This window comes from Micromonospora sp. LOL_023, from assembly GCF_048060115.1.
Classification (GTDB): Bacteria; Actinomycetota; Actinomycetes; order Mycobacteriales; family Micromonosporaceae; genus Micromonospora_E.
The window spans coordinates 76,377-95,058 of sequence record NZ_JBHMIM010000007.1; the positions used below are offsets into that span (position 1 = coordinate 76,377).

The 18,682-nt window shown below is 70.3% G+C and carries 18 protein-coding genes; 13 read left to right on the forward strand and 5 right to left on the reverse strand.

Annotated elements, in window-relative coordinates; translation table 11 throughout:
- Nucleotides 1–265 precede the first annotated feature (265 nt).
- From ACFHVL_RS05890 to ACFHVL_RS05910, 5 genes are read left to right on the forward strand one after another with little or no spacing between them, the layout of a single operon-like run.
- A complete protein-coding gene (locus tag ACFHVL_RS05890; RefSeq protein WP_416626043.1) occupies nucleotides 266–652 on the forward strand; it encodes a GntR family transcriptional regulator in 387 nt (128 codons plus the stop codon).
- Nucleotides 649–1,557, forward strand: coding sequence for an ATP-binding cassette domain-containing protein (locus ACFHVL_RS05895; protein WP_416626044.1), 909 nt, complete (start codon nucleotides 649–651; stop codon nucleotides 1,555–1,557). Before ACFHVL_RS05890 ends, ACFHVL_RS05895 begins: the two co-directional genes overlap by 4 nt.
- Nucleotides 1,554–2,279, forward strand: coding sequence for a hypothetical protein (locus ACFHVL_RS05900; RefSeq protein ID WP_416626045.1), 726 nt, complete (start codon nucleotides 1,554–1,556; stop codon nucleotides 2,277–2,279). The genes ACFHVL_RS05895 and ACFHVL_RS05900 overlap by 4 nt, the downstream gene beginning before the upstream one ends.
- Nucleotides 2,280–2,287: 8 nt before the next feature.
- Entirely contained in the window at nucleotides 2,288–3,190 is a 903-nt protein-coding gene (locus tag ACFHVL_RS05905; RefSeq protein WP_416626106.1) for an ABC transporter ATP-binding protein, read from the forward strand.
- On the forward strand, nucleotides 3,187–3,930 hold the full coding sequence (locus ACFHVL_RS05910) for an ABC transporter permease (protein WP_416626046.1): 744 nt from the start codon (nucleotides 3,187–3,189) through the stop codon (nucleotides 3,928–3,930). Before ACFHVL_RS05905 ends, ACFHVL_RS05910 begins: the two co-directional genes overlap by 4 nt.
- Before the next feature lie 24 nt (nucleotides 3,931–3,954).
- On the opposite strand, the gene ACFHVL_RS05915 is transcribed toward ACFHVL_RS05910, so the two are convergent.
- Nucleotides 3,955–4,899 (reverse strand): polysaccharide deacetylase family protein, encoded by a 945-nt coding sequence (locus tag ACFHVL_RS05915; RefSeq protein ID WP_416626047.1) that lies wholly within the window; start codon nucleotides 4,897–4,899, stop codon nucleotides 3,955–3,957.
- Nucleotides 4,900–5,003: 104 nt separating this feature from the next.
- Nucleotides 5,004–5,621: a DUF4126 domain-containing protein gene (locus ACFHVL_RS05920; protein WP_416626107.1), complete on the reverse strand. Its 618-nt coding sequence runs from the start codon at nucleotides 5,619–5,621 to the stop codon at nucleotides 5,004–5,006.
- A 69-nt stretch (nucleotides 5,622–5,690) separates the two neighbouring features.
- On the opposite strand from ACFHVL_RS05920, the gene nucS reads away from it, so the two are divergent.
- Entirely contained in the window at nucleotides 5,691–6,347 is a 657-nt protein-coding gene (nucS, locus tag ACFHVL_RS05925) for an endonuclease NucS (RefSeq protein ID WP_416626048.1), read from the forward strand.
- Nucleotides 6,348–6,442: 95 nt separating this feature from the next.
- Nucleotides 6,443–7,804 carry a DUF2786 domain-containing protein gene (locus tag ACFHVL_RS05930; protein WP_416626049.1) on the forward strand — a complete coding sequence of 454 codons (1,362 nt, stop codon included), beginning with the start codon at nucleotides 6,443–6,445 and terminating at the stop codon, nucleotides 7,802–7,804.
- 41 nt (nucleotides 7,805–7,845) lie between these two features.
- Here ACFHVL_RS05930 and ACFHVL_RS05935 read toward each other — a convergent pair whose 3' ends face one another.
- Nucleotides 7,846–9,348 carry an aldehyde dehydrogenase family protein gene (locus tag ACFHVL_RS05935; RefSeq protein WP_416626050.1) on the reverse strand — a complete coding sequence of 501 codons (1,503 nt, stop codon included), beginning with the start codon at nucleotides 9,346–9,348 and terminating at the stop codon, nucleotides 7,846–7,848.
- 299 nt (nucleotides 9,349–9,647) lie between these two features.
- On the opposite strand from ACFHVL_RS05935, the gene ACFHVL_RS05940 reads away from it, so the two are divergent.
- The 4 genes from ACFHVL_RS05940 (at nucleotide 9,648) to ACFHVL_RS05955 (ending at nucleotide 13,251) form a co-directional block, all read left to right on the forward strand.
- Nucleotides 9,648–10,202, forward strand: a complete 555-nt coding sequence (locus ACFHVL_RS05940) for an FHA domain-containing protein (protein WP_416626051.1) — start codon at nucleotides 9,648–9,650, stop codon at nucleotides 10,200–10,202.
- A 66-nt stretch (nucleotides 10,203–10,268) separates the two neighbouring features.
- Entirely contained in the window at nucleotides 10,269–11,951 is a 1,683-nt protein-coding gene (locus ACFHVL_RS05945; RefSeq protein ID WP_416626052.1) for a 3-hydroxyacyl-CoA dehydrogenase family protein, read from the forward strand.
- A 57-nt stretch (nucleotides 11,952–12,008) separates the two neighbouring features.
- The gene (locus tag ACFHVL_RS05950) at nucleotides 12,009–12,371 is read left to right on the forward strand and encodes a hypothetical protein (RefSeq protein WP_416626053.1); all 363 of its coding nucleotides are present in this window, start codon (nucleotides 12,009–12,011) and stop codon (nucleotides 12,369–12,371) included.
- 64 nt (nucleotides 12,372–12,435) lie between these two features.
- Nucleotides 12,436–13,251, forward strand: coding sequence for an alpha/beta hydrolase (locus ACFHVL_RS05955; RefSeq protein ID WP_416626054.1), 816 nt, complete (start codon nucleotides 12,436–12,438; stop codon nucleotides 13,249–13,251).
- Nucleotides 13,252–13,305: 54 nt separating this feature from the next.
- Here the strand turns inward: ACFHVL_RS05955 and ACFHVL_RS05960 are convergent, their stop codons facing one another.
- Nucleotides 13,306–14,310 (reverse strand): glycosyltransferase family 2 protein, encoded by a 1,005-nt coding sequence (locus ACFHVL_RS05960; RefSeq protein WP_416626055.1) that lies wholly within the window; start codon nucleotides 14,308–14,310, stop codon nucleotides 13,306–13,308.
- Entirely contained in the window at nucleotides 14,307–15,416 is a 1,110-nt protein-coding gene (locus ACFHVL_RS05965) for a WecB/TagA/CpsF family glycosyltransferase (RefSeq protein WP_416626056.1), read from the reverse strand. Before ACFHVL_RS05965 ends, ACFHVL_RS05960 begins: the two co-directional genes overlap by 4 nt.
- Here ACFHVL_RS05965 and ACFHVL_RS05970 point away from each other — a divergent pair.
- The gene (locus ACFHVL_RS05970; RefSeq protein ID WP_416626057.1) at nucleotides 15,333–16,265 is read left to right on the forward strand and encodes a glycosyltransferase family 2 protein; all 933 of its coding nucleotides are present in this window, start codon (nucleotides 15,333–15,335) and stop codon (nucleotides 16,263–16,265) included. The genes ACFHVL_RS05965 and ACFHVL_RS05970 overlap by 84 nt on opposite strands.
- A 313-nt stretch (nucleotides 16,266–16,578) precedes the next feature.
- Nucleotides 16,579–18,576 (forward strand): DUF4082 domain-containing protein, encoded by a 1,998-nt coding sequence (locus tag ACFHVL_RS05975; protein WP_416626058.1) that lies wholly within the window; start codon nucleotides 16,579–16,581, stop codon nucleotides 18,574–18,576.
- The last annotated feature ends 106 nt before the right edge of the window (nucleotides 18,577–18,682 follow it).

Sequence of the window (18,682 nt, forward strand, 5' to 3'; positions counted from 1 at the left end):
TGCGGTGCCGTGCCGTGCCGTCGACGGTGACGGTGTCGCAGGACGGGGCGGTCGTCGGTGAAACAGGGAACCCGAGGGTGACCAGGGGAATCCCCGTTCCTTCAGAGCGGGGGAAGTCAAGGCTTCACTATCGCCCCTGCCGTGTGGGGTGCCGGCGCTGGGGTGTCGCGGTGGTGGCAGGCGTCGCTGGCGGGCTGGACCGCCGGGTTCGTCGGTGCTACGGTTCATTACGCGAGTAACGAACCAGCGAACCAGAGGTGCTCCCGTGTTCGATGATCGAAGTCCGATCTATCAGCAGATAGCCGACAAGATCAAAAACGACATCCTGAGCGGGGCCCTGCAGGAGGGCGAGCAGGTCATGTCCACCAACCAGTACGCCAGCTACTACCGGATCAACCCCGCCACCGCCGCCAAGGGCTTTCACCAGCTCATCGACGAAGGTGTGCTGTTCAAGAAGCGCGGCATCGGCATGTTCGTCAGCCCGAACGCCCGTCAGGCCCTGCGCGGCGAGCGTCGCGACCGGTTCTTCGCCGAGGTCGTCGACCCGATGGTGACCGAGGCCCGGATCATCGGCATCCCGCTCGCCGACGTCGTCGCCCGCATCCAGCAGACAGTCGCCCACGTGCAGGACACAGGGGAGGAGCAGAAGTGACCGGCCTCGGTATTTCCACCCGCGACCTCACGATCCGCTACGGCGACACGGTCGCCGTCGACTCGCTCGACCTGACCCTCGCGCCCGGCAAGATCTACGGACTGCTCGGCCGCAACGGCTCCGGCAAGACCAGCCTGCTCGCCGTACTCGCCGCGTTCCGGTCCGCCACCAGCGGGACGGTGCGGGTCGGCGGTGAGGACCCGTTCGAGAACGCGGCGATCATGTCGCAGATCGCGTTCGTCCGGGACAAGGTCGACGCCCAGGACAGCGACAAGGTCAGCTCCATCCTGGATCTCGCCGCGACGCTGCGGCCCAACTGGGACGCCGGGTACGCCGAGCGCCTGATCGAGCGCTTCGACCTGCCGCGGCGTAAGCGGCTCAGCGCGCTGAGCCGGGGCATGAAGTCGGCGCTCAGCGTCACCCTCGGCCTGGCCGCCCGGGCCCCGCTGACCATCTTCGACGAGGCCTACCTCGGCCTCGATGCCCCCAGCCGGTACGCCTTCTACGACGAGGTCCTCAACGACTACCTCGCCCACCCGCGCACCATCGTGCTCTCCACCCACCTGATCGAAGAGGTCGGTTCCCTGTTCGAAGAGGTGGTGATCGTGCACCGGGGTCGGCTGGTCGCCCACGAGGAGTCCGAGGCGCTGCGGACCCGGGGCACCGCGGTGACCGGCCCGGCCGCCGCCGTCGACGCGTTCGTCGCCGGGCGGACCGTGCTCGGCAGCCAGCAACTTGGCGGCACCCGATCCACCACCATCCTCGGTCCGCTCGACGACACCGACCGGGCCGCCGCCCGGACCACCGGGCTGGAGCTCGGCCCGGTCGGCCTGCAGGACCTGTTCGTCCACCTCACCGCCACCGCCGGCAGCGCCGAGATCGTCGACAAGGAGGCCGGGCGATGAACGCCACCACCTGGAAGGTCACCCGTACGCTGCTGCGCCGGTCCCTGCCGTTGGCCGGCTGGTACTGGGTGATCATCTACCTGGTCTGGGCCTTGGTCGTCAGCCTGATAGCGCGCTTCGGCACGGTCGAGGCGAGCATGTGGCAGAACATGGGCCTGCAGGCACCGCGCTGGTTCACCTTCGTTTTCGGCATCACCGCCATCGGTGCCTACCTGCCGATGTTCGTCGCCCAGGGCGTCACCCGGCGGGATGCGCTGATCGGTGCCTGGGGTTTCCTGGTGCCGTACGCCATCGGCTTCGCCACCCTGACGACCGCCGGGTTCGGCCTCGAACGTCTGACGCTCGATGTGTTCGGCCTGTTCGACGGACTGACCGAGCCGTACCTGGTCGGTTCGGTCGGTGACGCGGCGGCGATCTGGCTGGAGCACAGCCTGGTCAACCTGGGCTACATGGCGGCCGGTGCCCTGTGTGCGGTGGCCTACCACCAGCTCCATGCCTGGTGGGCGACGCTGCTGCTGCCGCTGGTGCTGCTGCCGGCGTTCGCGGTCGAGACCGCCTTCCGTACCGAATGGACCGGGGTCGGCTTCGCCAGGATGCTCGGCCTCGACGACGAGGCGCACCTCGGTACCGGTGCGGTGCTCGCCCTGCCTGCGCTGCTGGTCGCCGGTGCCGTCACCTGGCTGCTGGTCCGCCGGCTGCCGCTCAAGAAGATCACGGGGTGAGCGACGCCATGTCCGTCATCGAGATCGAGCACCTGCACAAGCGGTACGGCGACCTGGTCGCCGTCGACGACGTGTCGTTCACCGTCACGGAAGGGGAGATCTTCGGGATTCTCGGCCGCAACGGTGCCGGCAAGACCACCACGGTGGAGTGCGCACTCGGGCTGCGCCTGCCGGACCGGGGGAAGGTGCGGGTGCTCGGACTGGACCCGCAGCGCGACGGAGTGCGGCTACGCCGGCAACTCGGGGCGCAGCTGCAGGAGAGCCAGCTGCCGGAGCGGATGAAGGTGTGGGAGGCGCTGGAGCTCTACAGCTCCTTCTACCGCCAGCCGGCCGACTGGCGGGAACTGCTCGACCTGCTCGGCCTGTCGTCGCGGCACGATGCCCGGTTCGGCCAGCTTTCCGGCGGGCAGAAGCAGCGGCTGTCGGTCGCCCTGGCCCTGGTCGGGAATCCGAAGGTGGCGTTCCTCGACGAACTCACCACCGGGCTGGACCCGGCGGCCCGGCGCGACACCTGGGGACTGATCGAATCGGTCCGTAACCGCGGCGTCACCCTGGTGCTGGTCACCCACCTGATGGAGGAGGCGGAGCGGCTCTGCGACCGGGTCGCGGTGCTCGACGGTGGCCGGGTGATCGCCGTCGACACCCCGGCCGGGCTCGCCGCTGGGGTCGACGCCGGGCAGCGGATCCGGTTCGTCCCGGACCGGCCGCTGGACCTCGCCCTGCTGACCGAACTGCCGCAGGTCACCACCGCGACCGCCGACGGTCGGGAGGTTGTCGTCGAAGGCAGCGCCGGGCTGTTCTTCGCCGTCGCGGCAGCCCTGGCCCGGCACGGCGTCGTCCCGCGCGAGCTACGCCTGCAACAGTCCAGCCTGGACGATGCATTCCTCGCTCTCACCGGAGGTTCGAAGTGACCGCGCTGCGCCGGCTCACCGTGATGGAAGCGAAGTTGTTCATGCGCGACCCGGCGGCCGTGGTGATGGCGCTGGCCTTCCCGGTACTGCTGATCATCGTCCTCGGCGGGGTGATGCCGGGCTTCCGGACCGCCGTCGCGGAGTTCGCCGGCCTGCGCCCGATCGACATCTACCTGCCGGTGGTGGCCGCGCTGGCGGTCGCCACCGTCGCGATCAACTCGCTGCCGACGACGGTTGCCGGGTACCGGGAACGCGGCGTGCTGCGTCGCATGGCCACCACACCGGTCCGCCCGGCGAAACTGCTCGGTGCCCAACTGCTGGTCTCGGTGGCTGCCACGGCGCTCGCGGTCGGTCTGGCCGTCGTCGCGGCGGTCGTCGCGTTCCGGGTGCCGTTGCCCGAGCATCCGGTGAGCTTCCTGGGGGTTCTCCTGCTCGGTTCGGCGGCCACCTTCGCGGTCGGACTGCTGATCGCGGCGCTGGCGCCGACCGGACGGGCGGCGAACGCCATCGGCATGCTGGTCTACTTCCCGATGCTGTTCTTCGCCGGGGTCTGGACGCCCGGGCCGATGATGCCCGAGACGATCCGCCGGATCAGCGACCTCACGCCGCTCGGCGCGCTGAGCCAGACCATGCAGGCCAGCTGGGCCGGAGATGTCGTCCGTCCGCTGCACCTGCTGGTGATGGCCGGCTACCTGGCGGTGATCGGCACCCTGGCGGCCCGCTTGTTCCGCTGGCGGTGAACGGCCGCTGTCCGGCGAGCGCCGCTATCCGGCGAGCACCTCGGACAGAGTCGCCGGGGTCAGACCGCGCTCGCGCAGGCCGGCGAGGATGTACGGCAACGCCTCGTCGGTCATCGCCGCGTTCGCCTCGGTGACGTGCAGGACCACCACCGAGCCGGCCCGCACCTGGGACAGCACCGCCTCGACGATCGGCTGCCAGGCGGTGGCGAACGGGTCGCCGCTGATCACATCGCCGTCGACCACGGTCAGGCCGATCGGCGCCAGGGCGGCCAGCGCCGTCCCGTCGTGGCACAGCCCGGGGAAGCGGAAGTAGCGGGTCTGCCGGCCACCGTAGGGCTCGATGACGTCGAAGGTCTTCGCGACGTCGGCGGCCATCGCGTTGGCCGGCAGCTGCGGCAGGCCGTAGCAGTCGCTGGTGAAGGCGGCATGCCCGTACGTGTGGTTGGCCAGCTCGAACCGGGGGTTGCCGGCCAGCCGGCGGGTGAGGTCCGGATGCTCCTCGACCCACATCCCGGTGAGGAAGAAGGTCGCCGGGACCTGCTCACGTTCCAGCATCTCCACGATCGCCAGGTTGGCGTACGAGCGGACATCGCCACTGCGCAGGCTGTAACGCATCGCCTCGGTCATGTCCGCGTCGAAGGTCAACGCGACCAAATTTCCGCCGCGCGGCCCGTGGTCGACCACCGGCGGGCGGGTGCCCGGCCGGGTGGCTCCGGGACGATCGGCCGGGCCAGTGGCGGTCGGGGCGGGCCGTGCCGACGGGGTCGAACCGTCCGGTGCGACCGGGGCGGGACCGCCGTGCGCCGCCGGTGGATCGGCCGTCGCGTCGTCACCGGCGGAGACCAGGCCGAAGGTCATCGTGGCGACGCCCAGCACGGCGATGGTCGCGGCGGCGGTCGCCAGCGTGGCCGGCGACAGCCCCGGGCGTCGACGAGGTACGGGCTGCGGGCCTGCCGAACGCGAATCCACGGCGCAGATCGTCGCAGAAGTCGCGGGTCGCTTGCGAACCGGCGCTCGCGTACCCGCCCCTTCGGTCCGGGATCGGGTGCGATCAGCAGCCGCTGTCCGCCCGGTCAGACCCGGTATCCGGCAGCTCGGGCGGCTTTGCGCTCCCGGCGGCGTTCCCGGGCCCGGTGGACCAGCCAGGGACCCCCGATCACCAGCACGACCAGGAAGAACAGGACAAGGACCGGCAGCAGGATCGCGACGACCGACATCACCACGCTGGTCGCGTCCTCTGCGGTGCTCGCCACCGGTGCCCCGAGCCCGCCGGTGGCGGTGTTGATCACTGGTCGGATGGTCGACTTGAGCAGATGCACTCCGAGGGCGATCAGGACGCCGACCACTATCGGGATCCACTGGTTGGAGCTGAAGAACTCCCCCGGGTCGCTGACCGTCACCGTCTCCGACGACGAGCCGGCACCGAACGCCAGGCCACCCGCGGTCGGCCGGATCACGGTCTGCACCACGTCGTTGACGTGGTCGACCACCGGAATCTTGTCCGCGACCAACTCCACCGCGAGCAGGCCGGCGAGGATCGCCAGTACCCAGCCGTTGCTGATCCACTGCCAGCCGTCCGGCGGGGCGATCAGGCTGGTGTAGCGGGCCAGCACCCCCACGGTGAGCAGCGGAATGTACGCGTTGAGGCCGGCCGATGCGGCCAGCCCGGTCCCGGTCAGCAGTTCGAACACATCCACCAGGATCGCACCGCCGCGCCAGCCCTGCGCGGTACGCGTACCCCGCTGGCGTACCCTCGTCGGGTGCGGCTGGTGATTGCGCGTTGCTCGGTGGACTACGTCGGTCGGCTCTCGGCGCATCTGCCGCTGGCGACCCGACTGTTGATGGTCAAGGCGGACGGGTCGGTGTCGATCCACGCCGACGACCGGGCGTACAAGCCGTTGAACTGGATGAGCCCGCCGTGTCGGCTGCAGGAGGCGCCGGGCGTCTGGCGGGTGGTCAACAAGGCCGGCGAGGAGCTGCGGATCACCCTGGAGGAGATCTTCCAGGACACCTCGTACGACCTCGGCGTCGACCCCGGCCTGCGCAAGGACGGCGTGGAAGCGCACCTGCAGGAGTTGCTGGCCGCGAATCCGACCACCTTCGGCGACGAGTTCACCCTGGTACGCCGCGAGTACATGACCGCGATCGGCCCGGTCGACCTGCTGTGCCGCGACGGCTCGGCCACCGTCGCGATCGAGGTCAAGCGCCGTGGTGAGATCGACGGTGTCGAGCAGCTCACCCGCTACCTGGAGCTGCTCAACCGGGACCCGCTGCTCGCCCCGGTCGCTGGTATCTTCGCGGCTCAGGAGATCAGGCCGCAGGCCCGGGTGCTCGCCGCCGACCGGGGCATCCGCTGCGTGGTGGTCGACTACGACAAGCTGCGGGGGATCGTGCGCGACGAGCTCACGCTGTTCTGACAGTGATGTCGAGCCCCGGCCGTGTCGCTGACGACAGGACGACGTGCTGACGACCAGGACGACGTCGCTTCGAGGTATCTGAGGGGAGGCGCCCAATGGGTGTCCGTAACCAGCAACGCCGCGCCGCCAAGAAGAAGGCCAAGGAGCAGCGTCAGCGGCTGCGGGCCGAGTCGACGGGTACGACGTACCCCGGGTCTGGCGGCTTCGGCGCGCCCACCGAGGCCGACCGGGTCGAGGCGGTGTTGCGCCTGGCCGCCCACGCGGCGTCGCGGGATCTTCCCGACGAGCTCGACGACCGCGTCGCGGAGCTGGTGACCGCCGACGGCCGGGTGGTGGACCTGGTGCTGGGTTCCGCGTTCCAGCAGTGCGTCACCGCGCTGTGGCAGCACGGCTGGATGCCGGCCGACCTGCTGCGGGTCGTCCGCCGCGAGTACGGCAAGCGGGCGGTGACGCTGATCGCCGGGCAGGCCGAGACGCAACTGCGCGGCTACGCGGCGGCGACCGTGTCCGACCGCTGGCACAGCCAGCTACGGGAGCACGACATCGAGCCATGGTCGACCGACCGGCCGGACCAGCGACTCACTTCCTGGGCCGAGCGATCCAAACTAGACCGTTTCAGTGCGCTGATCCTCGCGGTGCGGGTGCTCACGCTGATGGTCGAGTTGCCGAGGCTGGAGCTGGTGGCGCCGCTGCCGGGCTCGGTCCGGCCCGGCGCGGCCGCCCCGGACCGGCACCGGCCGCCCGCCGGGTCCGATGCCGACGAGCGGCAGCTCGGGCGGATCCGGGCGCTGCTGGCCAAGGCCGAGTCCACCGAGTTCCCGGAGGAGGCCGAGGCGCTGTCGGCCAAGGCCCAGGAGCTGATGACCCGGTACAGCATCGACCACGCGCTGCTCGCCGCCGCGGACACGGCCGGCGACACGGCGCCACGTCCGATCGCCGTCCGGGTCGGTCTCGACGCCCCGTACGAGCAGGCCAAGGCGCTGCTGCTGCAGCAGGTCGCCGAGGCGAACCGGTGCCGGTCGGTATGGTCGGCCAAGCTCGGGTTCGCCACCGTGGTCGGCTTCGCCGGGGACTGCGAGTCGGTGGAGTTGCTGCACACCTCCCTGCTCGTGCAGGCCACCACCGCACTGGTACGCAACGGACCGCAGCGCGGCCGGGGCGGGCAGTCGACCACCCGGTCGTTCCGTCAGTCCTTCCTGGAGGCGTACGCGGTCCGGATCGGTCAGCGGCTGCAGTCGGTCGCCGACGATGCCGGCCGGGAGGCGGCCGAGCGTACCGGTGCCGCGCTGGTGCCGGTGCTGGCGGCCCGCGACGAGCAGGTCCGACAGGCCACCGAGCGGCTCTTCCCGGAACTCGGCGGCCGGACGATCTCCGGCAACAACCGGGACGGCTGGATCGCCGGTACCGCCGCCGCCGATCAGGCCAGCCTTGGTGCCCGCCAACCCATCGCCAACTGAGCCGGCGAGGTGCCACGGGTGCGGGCCGCCGGCTGCCGGCGTCAGTGCCGCCCGTAGCGCAGGCGGATCACCTTGACGATCCGGGCCACGTCGGCCGCGGTGCGCTCGAAGGTCATCGTCGGCAGCACCGACGGTGCCCGTCGCTGGGTGATCGCCTTCGCCCGCGCGAACTCCCGCAGGCCGTCCTCGCCGTGGATGCGGCCGAATCCGGAGTCGCCCATCCCGCCGAACGGCAGCTCGCTGAAGCCGACGAAGGTGAGCGCGGAGTTGACCGAGACCATGCCGCTGTGGATCCGGCGGGCGATCGCGATGGCCCGCCGCTTGCCGAAGACCGAGCCGCCCAGCCCGTACCGGCTGTCGTTGGTCCGCGCGAGCGCCTCGTCGATGGTGGACACCCGGTGGATGACGACGGTGGGGCCGAAGGTTTCCTCGTGGGCCGCGGCACAGTCGTGCGGCACGTCGACCAGCACCGTGGGGTGCACGAACGGCGGTCGCACCGCTGTCGCGCCGCCGAGCACCGCACGTGCGCCCCGGGCCAGCGCTTCGTCGATGTGTCGGCGGATCACCTCGATCTGGCCGGGCATGGTGATCGGCCCGAGATGGTCGCCCGGGTCCTCGCCGACGGTCAGTCGACCGGCCCGTTCCACCACAGCGGTGACGAACGCGTCGTAGACCGGGTCGAGTACGTACACCCGCTCGATGCCGATGCAGCTCTGCCCGGCGTTGGTCATCGACCCCCAGACGCAGGCCTCCGCCGCCGCCTCGATGTCGGCGTCGTCGTCAACGATCATCGCGTCCTTGCCGCCGGCCTCGATCAGCACCGGGGTGAGCGTTTCGGCGCAGGTCGCCATCACCTGGCGGCCGGTCCGGGTGGAGCCGGTGAACGCGACCTTGTCGACTCCGGACCGGCACAGGTCGGCGCCGACCTGGCCGGTGCCGTGCACGATCTGCAGTACGGGGCGTTCGTCGACGACCTCGGTGAACGTGTCGACCAGCCATTGGCCGGTCGCCGGGGTGTACTCGCTCGGTTTGAAGACCACGGCGTTGCCGGCGGCCAGCGCGTACGCGATGGAACCGACCGGGGTGACCACCGGGTAGTTCCACGGGCCGATAACCGCGACCACCCCGAGCGGTTGGTATTCGAGGTGACCGCTGAACTCGGCGGTGACCAGTCTGGTCCGGGTACGGCGTGGACCAAGCGACCGCTTGGCGTTGCGCGCGGCCCAGTCGATGTGCTCCACGGCGGCGGCGATCTCGACGACCGCGTCCGCGACCGGCTTGCCGCCCTCGCGGTTGATCAGATCGGCGAGCTCGGTCGTCTGTTCGGCGATCAGTGAACACCACCCCAGCAGCCGGCGTCGGCGTTCGGCGTGACCGAGACCGATCCACCAGCGGCCAGCGTCGCGCGCGGCGGCCGTGGCCGTCCGTGTCCGGTCGCCGCCGGCCACCGGGAAGCGACCCACCTCGACGCCGGTGGCCGGATGGGACGAGACCAGGAAACCGTCGTCGATCACCGGCTGGCCGGGGACGCGGATCGCTGCCATCTGGGCTCCTCCTCGGCCGCCGACCGGGTGGGGGTCGTCCGTTGGCCGTAAAGTCTAGACATGAAAGACACTTACAGGTAGCAAGCTTCGATTCATGGCAATGTATTGACAGCTCTGACCGGGTGTCGCCGCTGTTGTCCGGTTGTCGTAGGCGATCACCGAACCGGTGGCGCGGTGCTGGACCGGCCGGCGGCCAATACCGGACGAGGGACCGTACCCGTCGTCGGCACCGCCTGGCAGGCTGCATCCGGTGCGGCGCGCAACGCGTCGCCACCGAGGGAAAGGCGTTGCATCACCCGATGTCCGATCACCAGTCGTTGCTACCCCTGCTGCAGATGGTCAACGGACCCACGCCGGGAGCGACCTACCGACTTGTCCCGGGTAGCCGGGCGATCGGCCGGGCGATCGGCCAGGACGCCGGGCAGGACATCACCATCGACGACGGCAAGGTCAGCCGGTGTCATGCGGTGCTCGACGTCGCCGGCGGGCGCGTGGTGCTCACCGATCAGGCGTCGACCAACGGGACCTGGATCAACGACCTGCGCATCGAGCAGCCCACCGAACTGCGCGACGGCGACCGGATCCGCGTCGGCGGGATCGAACTGCGCTTCTATGACCCTTCGTCGGCGCTCACCGATCCGGTCGGCACCAGGATCCCCCGGTTGGCCACCGCGGCGTCGCCCGGTGAACCGATCCGGCCGACCACCGGGCTGCGTTCGCCGTTGCATGCCGCGCTGGGCGAGCCCACCCAGGCGATGCATCCCGCGCGCCGGCAGAGCATGCTGTTGATGGCCGGACTCGCGGGGGTGTTCCTGATGGGCTGGCTCACCTGGCTGGTAGTGGTGATCTCCTGAGGTTTAGCCTGCGTCAAGCACGCAGGTCGGCGTGCGGAACCTGGCCGGCGACGGACGGAGACGCAGATGGCGCGCGAGTTCAACACCGTGGGAGTGGTCGGACTCGGCACGATGGGGGCCGGGATCGTCGAGGTCTTCGCCCGTAACGGCGTCGACGTGATCGCGGTGGAGATCAACGAGTCGGCGCTGGACAGGGGCCGGGCGAACCTGGCCGCCTCCACCGACCGGGCCGTGGCCCGGGGCAAGCTCGACCCGGTCGACCGGGACGCCCTGCACAGCCGGGTCACCTTCGCGGTCGGCCTGCCCGCCCTGCGCGACGCCGACCTGGTCGTCGAGGCGGTCCCCGAACGGCTCGACCTCAAGCGGCGCCTGCTCGCCGAGCTCGACCAGGTGTGCGAACCGGCCGCGATCCTGGCGACCAACACCTCGTCGCTGAGCGTCACCGAGCTGGCGGTGGCGACCAGCCGCCCCGGGCAGGTGATCGGCCTGCACTTCTTCAACCCCGCGCCGGTGATGAAGCTCATCGAGGTGATCCGCACCGTCGTCACCGAACCCGACGTGGTCAGCGACGTCGAGGCGCTCTGCGCCCGGCTCGGCAAGGTCGGGGTGAGCATCGGGGACCGGGCCGGATTCATCGCCAACGCGCTGCTGTTCGGCTACCTCAACCAGGCGATCGGCCTTTACGACGCGCGGTACGCCGCCCGCGAGGACATCGACGCGGCCATGCGACTAGCCTGCCGACTGCCGATGGGCCCGCTGGCGCTACTCGACCTGATCGGGCTGGACACCGCGTACGAGGTGCTCGACACCATGTACCGCCGGGGCGGTCGGGACCGCCGGCACGCGCCGGCGCCGTTGCTACGGCAGATGGTCACCGCGGGCCTGCTGGGCCGCAAGTCCGGTCGGGGCTTCTACACCTACGAACGGCCGGGCTCGTCGCGGCTGACCCCGGACGGCCTCACCCCGCAGGCCGGTACGCTGACCGACAGCGGTGCCGGTCCGGTTCCGCGTACCGTCGGGGTGGTCGGCTCCGGTCCGACCGCGACCGGCCTGGCCGACCTCCTGCGCGGCGCCGGGTTCGAGGTGCTGTCTGTCGGGTACGACGCCGACCGGGACACCGTGGCACCGCTGGCCGACGTCGACCTGGTCGTCGAGGCGGTCCCGGACGATCTCGAGATCAAGAAGGCACTGTTCGCCGGCCTCGACGGGATCTGCAAACCTGGTGTGCCGCTGGTCACCACCACGTCGACGCTGCCGGTGATCGACATCGCGATGGCCACCGGGCGCCCGGCAGACGTGCTGGGCCTGCGGCTGCGTGGCCCGGCCCCGTTCAGCGAACTCGTCGAGGTGGTGCACACGATCCGGACCGCCCCGGCCACCGTGACCACCGCCCGCGCGCTCTGCGCCTCGCTCGGCAAGACCGCCGTGACCTGCGGCGACCGCGCCGGCGCGATCGTCGACGCGTTGCTGCTGCCGTACCTCAACGACGCCGTACGGATGCTGGAGGCCAGCTATTCGACGGCGGACGACATCGACGCGGCGATGAAGCTGGGCTGCGGCTACCCGGTCGGCCCGTTCGAGCTGCTGGACACCCTAGGGCTGGACGTCGCCCTGGACATCCTGCGGACGATCTACCGGGAGGCGCCGGAGCCGGGACTCGCTCCCGCCCCACTGCTGCGGCACATGGTCACCGCTGGGCGTCTCGGCCGCAGCACCGGGCAGGGCTTCCGCGCGCACCCCGACCGCTGACCGGGCGACCACGGCCGGCCTGCTGACCGGCCGGCTCCGCGACGTACCCTTCAGCTCATGAGTCCGCGCCGTAACCGTCCGGTCCGTCGGGACAGCGGGAGCCGATCCGGACACGGCACCGGCGGTCCGCCCGAGCCGGTCGATCAGGAGCGGGTACGCCGAGGCGTTGCCGCGGTGCAGTCGTGGAGCGACGGCGACTGGATGGTGCGCTCGGTGCCGGGGCCGGCGGCCACCAAGACGTACCGCTGCCCCGGATGCGTGCAGGAGATCCGCCCCGGGGTGCCGCACCTGGTGGCCTGGCCGGCGGACGGTCGCGGGGACCTGACCGACCGGCGGCACTGGCACCAGGGCTGCTGGCGGGCTCGGGAACAGCGTCGGCCGGCGATCGAACGGTCCCGATCGGCCCCGCGCCACGGCTGAGTCGCGGGCCACCTCCGGCGGCGGGCTCCGTGCGCCGTGATCGACCCGGTGGGAGACTGGTCCGGTGAGCGAGCCGATCCGATCCATGTCGATTCTGCCCGCCGAGCGCCGGGACATCGAGCTGCGTACCGCCGACGGGCTCACCCTGGTCGGCGAGCTCGCGGTGCCGGTCGACCGGCCGCCGGTCGCGACCCTGATCTGTCTGCATCCGTTGCCGACCCACGGCGGGATGATGGACAGCCACGTCTTCCGCAAGGCCGCCTGGCGGTTGCCGGCCCTGGCCGGTCTGGCGGTGCTGCGGTTCAACACCAGGGGCACCAGCAGCGTCCGGGGCACCAGCGAGGGCAGTTTCGACCACGCCGAGGGGGAGCGGTTCGACGTCGCGGCGGCGATCGAGTACGCCGAGTTCGCCGAGCTGCCCCGGATCTGGCTGCTCGGCTGGTCCTTCGGCACCGATCTGGCCCTGCGGCACGGCTGTGACCCGGCCGTCGAAGGGGCGATCCTGCTGTCCCCGCCACTGCGCTTCGCCACCGAGGCGGACCTGGCCCACTGGTCGGCGTCGGGCAAGCCGGTCACCGCGCTGGTGCCGGAGCTGGACGACTATCTGCGCCCGGCCGAGGCGGCCGAGCGGTTCGCCGCACTCGGCCAGGCCGAGGTGGTCGGTGTGCCGGGGGCCCGTCATCTCTGGGTGGGTCAGGTGGAGCGGGTGCTCGACGAAGTGGTCCGGCGGGTCGCGCCGCAGGTCCCGGTGCCGCTGCCGACCAGCTGGGCCGGCCCGATGTCCGCCGGTGACGCCAGCGCGTACGCCGACCGGACGGTGGCGGCGTTCGCCGACGTGCCGGTCTCCGGGCCGGCGCAACGCGTCGCCGACGAAGACTGACTGGCCCGGCGGTCGCTGAGGACGGCCGACTGGTGATGGTGGGTCGGTGCGTCGTCAGCCGGCGGTCCGCTGGAGCCGTTCGGTGGTCGGCCGTTCCTCGTCGACCGGCGGGTAGCCGGCCGCCCAGTCGGCCCTGGCCCGCCAGACACCGACCCAGTCGACTCCTCGGGAACGGTCCCGACCAAGGACGGTCTTGCCGATCGCCCGTAGGCCGACCCCGGCGGCCAACATCCCGACGGCGATCCGCGCCCGCAGCGGTGACCAGTGGCGTCTCAGGTAGGTGGCCTTGCCGCGGAGCAGCCGGATGCGCTGCCCGTCGGAGCTGGACGAGGCGCCGACCAGGTGCACGACCTGTGCGGTCGGGGTGAGCAACGGTCGGGCACCGAGCTCGCGGGCCCGGGCGCTCAGGTCGATGTCCTCGCTGTAGAGGAAGTACTGCGGGTCGAACCCGCCGAGCCGGCCGAAGAGCTCCCGCTCGATCAGCAGGATGCAGCCGGACAGCGCCGGGACCTCCCGTACGCTGCGCCGGTCGTAGTCCGGTAGCCCTTCGGGGTCCGCCCAGGCCCGTCCCCGGAACGCGGTCGACAGCCCGCTGGCGAACCCGAAGACGCTCCACAGGCTCGGCATACCCCAACAGGAGTAGTTGTCGTCGGTGCCGTCCGGGTGCAGGGTCCGTCCGGTGTACAGCCCGTGGCCGGGGTGCTGGTCGGCGAAGGTGACCAACTCGGTGACCGGATGCCCGACCGGCAGCGTGTCCGGGTTGAGGCAGAGCAGGTAGCGCCCGGAGCTGACCATCGCGCCACGGTTCACCCCTCGGCCGAAGCCGACGTTGGTGGTGAGCCGGACCAGGCGTACCTGCGGGAAGTGGGTGGCGATCGCGTCGGCCGAAACGTCGCCCGAGGCGTTGTCGACCACGACGACCTCGGCGGTGACCTGCGGGGTCAGGCTTGCGTACAGCTCGGTCAGGCAGCGTCGGATCAGCTCGCTGGTGTTGTACGAGACGATGATGATCGAGACGTCGGGGCGGCCGGTGGCCGCTTGCCAGTGCTGACCGGTCACGACCGCTTGCCAGTGCTGACCGGGTCGCTACGGCGGTCGCGCCGGCCGGCCCGGGGTGCCGGGATCCGGCGGGACAGCGGGGGTGCCGGGGTGGTCGCGCTGGTGGCACCGCCGGCCCGGAGCCGGGTCTGCACACTGCCGCCGAGCAGCTGTACGGCGAACGGCACGTCGTGCAGCAGGTACCGGCGCATCAGTCGCTGTGGCTCGCCGAGCAGCCGGTGCACCCACTCCAACCCGGTGCGCTGCATCCACCGGGGAGCCCTGCGGTGTACGCCGGCGACGAAGCCGATCGCCGCTCCGCAGCCCATGAACCAGGTCCGGGGCAACAGTGGGCGCAGCCGGGCGATGAGCCGCTCCTGTTTGGGGAAGCCGAGGCCGACGTAGACCAGGTCCGGCGCTGCGGCGACCACCTCGGCGCAGATCTGGTCGAGTTGCTCCTCGGAGGTGTCGAACCCGAACGGCGGGCTCAGTTCACCGGCGATGGCGAGCTGCGGAAACCGCGTCCGCAGTACCGAGGCGGCCTGAACGGCGGTACCTGGCTCGCCGCCGAGCAGGTAGACCGAGCGGCCGTGCTCGCCGAGTGCCCGGGACAGGCTCCAGATCAAGTCGGAGCCGGGCACCCGCGCCGGCAGCGGCTTGCCGCTGATTCGGCTGGCCCAGATCAGCGGCGCGCCGTCGGCGACCACCAAGGATGATGACTGTATGTAATTGAAGCATTCTTCTTCGCGACTGGCGCGACGAAGGATGTCCACATTTGGGGTTATTATCTGCCCGCCGCAGCCAGCCTCTAGGGCGTCCACCACGTGGTGAACGACTTCTTCCTCCCGGATCGGATCGAAGGCGACATTGCGGAGGGTAACCCGATGCCTGTCTGCGGTGACGGAATCCTGGTCCTGGGGCACACGGAGCACGCTACCCGGCGCTCTGGTCCGCCGGATGGTCCAATCGGTGTCAGCTAGGTGATAGTGAGGTTGTCCATTCGACCGGTTGTCGTATCCCCCGCAAATGGAACGATCGTGGCTGTGCAGATCACTGTCATCATGCCGGCCTTCAACGAAGAACAGGGGATCGGCGCTGTCTTGCGCGGTTTGACCGAATCCCCACACTTTGGGACGGACATCGACATCATCGTGGCGGCCAACGGCTGCACCGACGACACGGCGGGGGTGGCGCGCTCCTGCGGCGTACGAGTACTGGAGATCACCACTCCATCGAAAATCGCCGCGCTCAACGCCGCCGACGAGATCGCCACGGGTGACGTACGGATCTATCTGGACGCCGACATGGCCGTCCCAGTGGAGTTGCTGCGGGAGTTGGCGGCGGCGATAGCCGAGCCCGGTGTCGAGGCGGCGGCGCCGCGTCCGGTGATAGATGCGGCGGACAGCAGTTGGCCGGTGCGGGCCTACTACCGGATCAACGCCCGACTTCCGGTCTTCAAGGGGCGGCTATTCGGCCGAGGGCTGATCGCCCTCTCCGCCGCCGCCCGTGCGCGATTCACCCATTTTCCGGACATTATCGCAGACGACATGTTCCTGGACGCAGTGGTGCGCTCGACCGAGAAGCGCGATGTCGACCTGCCCGTACGGGTGGTCGCGCCGCGCCGTACCGGCGAGTTGGTCCGGCGGGTGGCCAGATCCCGGGCAGGCAATGCGGAATTCTGGCATTTCGTCCGGACCGATCCACGCGGCGCGGAGTTGGCGCTGGATCCGGTACCCGGATCGAGTCCCTGGTCCTGGTTGAGCCGGGTTGTTGGTACTTCCCCGGGCCTGTTTCCGGCAGCGTTCTGTTACGTGGCAATCACTGTTGCCGCAGAATTGAAGCGACGTTCTCCTGGGTGGAACGTGCGGACCGGATGGGGGCGGCCGGGTGGTGGCGACCCGGGCCGGAACACTGGTGACAATGATCCACAGTCGGCGGTGGAGACTTCGGGGGGCGGTCGCGGGTCGCGTTCGTGATCCCTGTTCGTCGATATGGGAAGCGAGTGGACCTCGCTATTCGCGATGTTCGGCTGACTGACCTCTGTCCTGCCGGCTTGTCATAAGAGAGCATTAAGTTCCTTGGGAAGGTCTGTGGGCTGGGTTACCGTCAGCCTCGGTCCCGAAGGGGTGGTGCGGTTCGCTGCCTACGCTCGGGGCGGGGAGTGCCTGGGGGAGATCCACCAAACGTAATACCGACACGGACCATGTCCCGAGAGGTGAGCATCTCGTGGTGAGCAAGGATTCTTTCGAGACGAGCGGGGGGCGGGGCGATTCGTTCCCGGAATCGTCGATGAGTAGTTCGCCCGATTTACCCGGAGCGCCGCGCGCCCGCCGTGCGGTCGCCGAGTCTGGTCGTGGCCGCCGCAGGGTGCTGCGCCGGCCGACCGGTCGGCGTGGCCGCCTGGTGATGATCGGCGCGGTTCTCCTGAGCTTCCTCGCCACCGCCACCGTCGTCACCGCTTCCGCCGCCGATCAGCAGGTCAACGGCTACACCCTGTTCGCTGAGACGGACGTCTCCAAGGTGGCGGTCGACCCGGACACCCGGCCGGTGGAGCTCGGCGTGCGGTTCACGTCCGACAGCGCCGGTGTGATCACCGCGGTGCGGTTCCTCAAGGCCAAGGGCGACCGCAGCGCCCACCGGGTCAGCGTGTGGAACGCCGCGGGCGAGCAGCTCGCCACCACCATGCCGAAGCGGGAGTCCCGCTCCGGCTGGCAGCACGTCACCCTGCCGGAGCCGGTCGAGATCGAGGCGGGCGAGACCTACGTCGTCTCGTACCACACCGCTCGCTACCGGGCCACGCAGCGTTACTTCGAGCGGCAGATCACGTCGGGTCCGCTCAGCGCGGTCGGGACGGCCGGCGTGTACGCCTACGGGTCCGGTGGATTCCCCGAGCAGACCTGGAAGTCCAGCAACTACTGGGTCGACCTCGCCTTCGAGCCGGCGCAGGAGGGCGGCCAGCCGGAGCCCACCACGGGCCCGACCGCCTCCCCGTCCGCGTCTGCGACCCCGTCAGCGTCCCCGTCGGCGAGCCCGACCGGTACGCCGACCGCCGGCCCGTCGCCGTCGCCCACCGGCGGCGGTACTCCGGCTGTGCTCGACTTGCCCCGGGTGCCCTGGGAGGGCGGCCCCGCGTTCTACGCGAACTTCCCGCAGGCGAGGGCTTCCGGCTGGACCGATCCGTCGTACTTCCCGATCGGCGTCTGGTACGAGGGCGTCTACACCCAGCAGGACATCGACCGTGACAAGGGCGCCGGGCTGAACACCTACGTCATGCTGACCGACCAGTCGGACGTCTCGCTGATCAGGCGCAACGACATGTACGCCTTCATCCCGCAGCCGTTCAGCAACCGGGGCAACGAGAGCGTCGGCTGGGTCATCGGCGACGAAGCCGACATGTGGGGTGGGCCGGGCAACGGGACCTGGACGGGCAACTATCCCGGTCAGGGCCCGATCTGCACCTCCAGCCGGGACGGCTGTGGGCTCGACGTGATGAAGAAGGAGTCGGCCACCGTCCCGGCCAACGACCAGGGCCTGCGCTACGCCAACTACGGCAAGGGCGTGATGTTCTGGCAGTCCGACTCCGACGCGAGCAAGTTCGTCAACGGGTTCAGCTCGGTGGTCTCCAACGACATCTACTGGTACACCGACCCACACGTCTGCACCGCTCCTGCGGAGGGCCCGGCGTACGGCGTGAACAAGGACAACTGTCGCAGGGCCGCCAACTACGGACTCACCATGCAGCGGATGCGTGAACTGGACGCGATGGACGGCAAGCGGCAGCCGGTGTGGGCCTTCGTCGAGGTCGGGCACCCGTTCACCGAGGACTGGGCCCCGACCATCAACGGGGACCAGATCGCCGGCGCGGTGATGAACTCGGTGATCAACGAGGCCCGGGGTATCCAGTACTTCAACCACAACTTCGGTGGCCCCTGCATCTCGCAGCACGTGCTGCGCGAGAAGTGCGGTGACGCTGTGCGACCGGCCGTGACCGAGGTGAACAAGCAGGTGACCAGCCTTGCGCCGGTGCTCAACACCCAGTCCTACCAGTGGGAGTTCAACAACGGCCTGGACACCATGCTGAAGGCGCACGACGGTTCGTTCTACGTCTTCGCGATGCTCGGCAAGGACACCGCGACCGGGGCGCACTCGCTCGCGCTGCCGCCGGGGGTGAACGGCGCGCAGGCCGAGGTGCTCTTCGAGAACCGGACCGTCCCGATCGGCGGAGGTGCGATTCAGGACACCTTCGCCCAAGAGTTCACGTACCACATCTACAAGATCACGCCGTAAGGATCGATCTCATGGGCCGGACGGACGCCTGCGGCATCCGTCCGGCCCATCTCGTGCCACGACCGGGCTGGGGGCGACCGTGTCACGTTGGCGACTCTCGGGCACA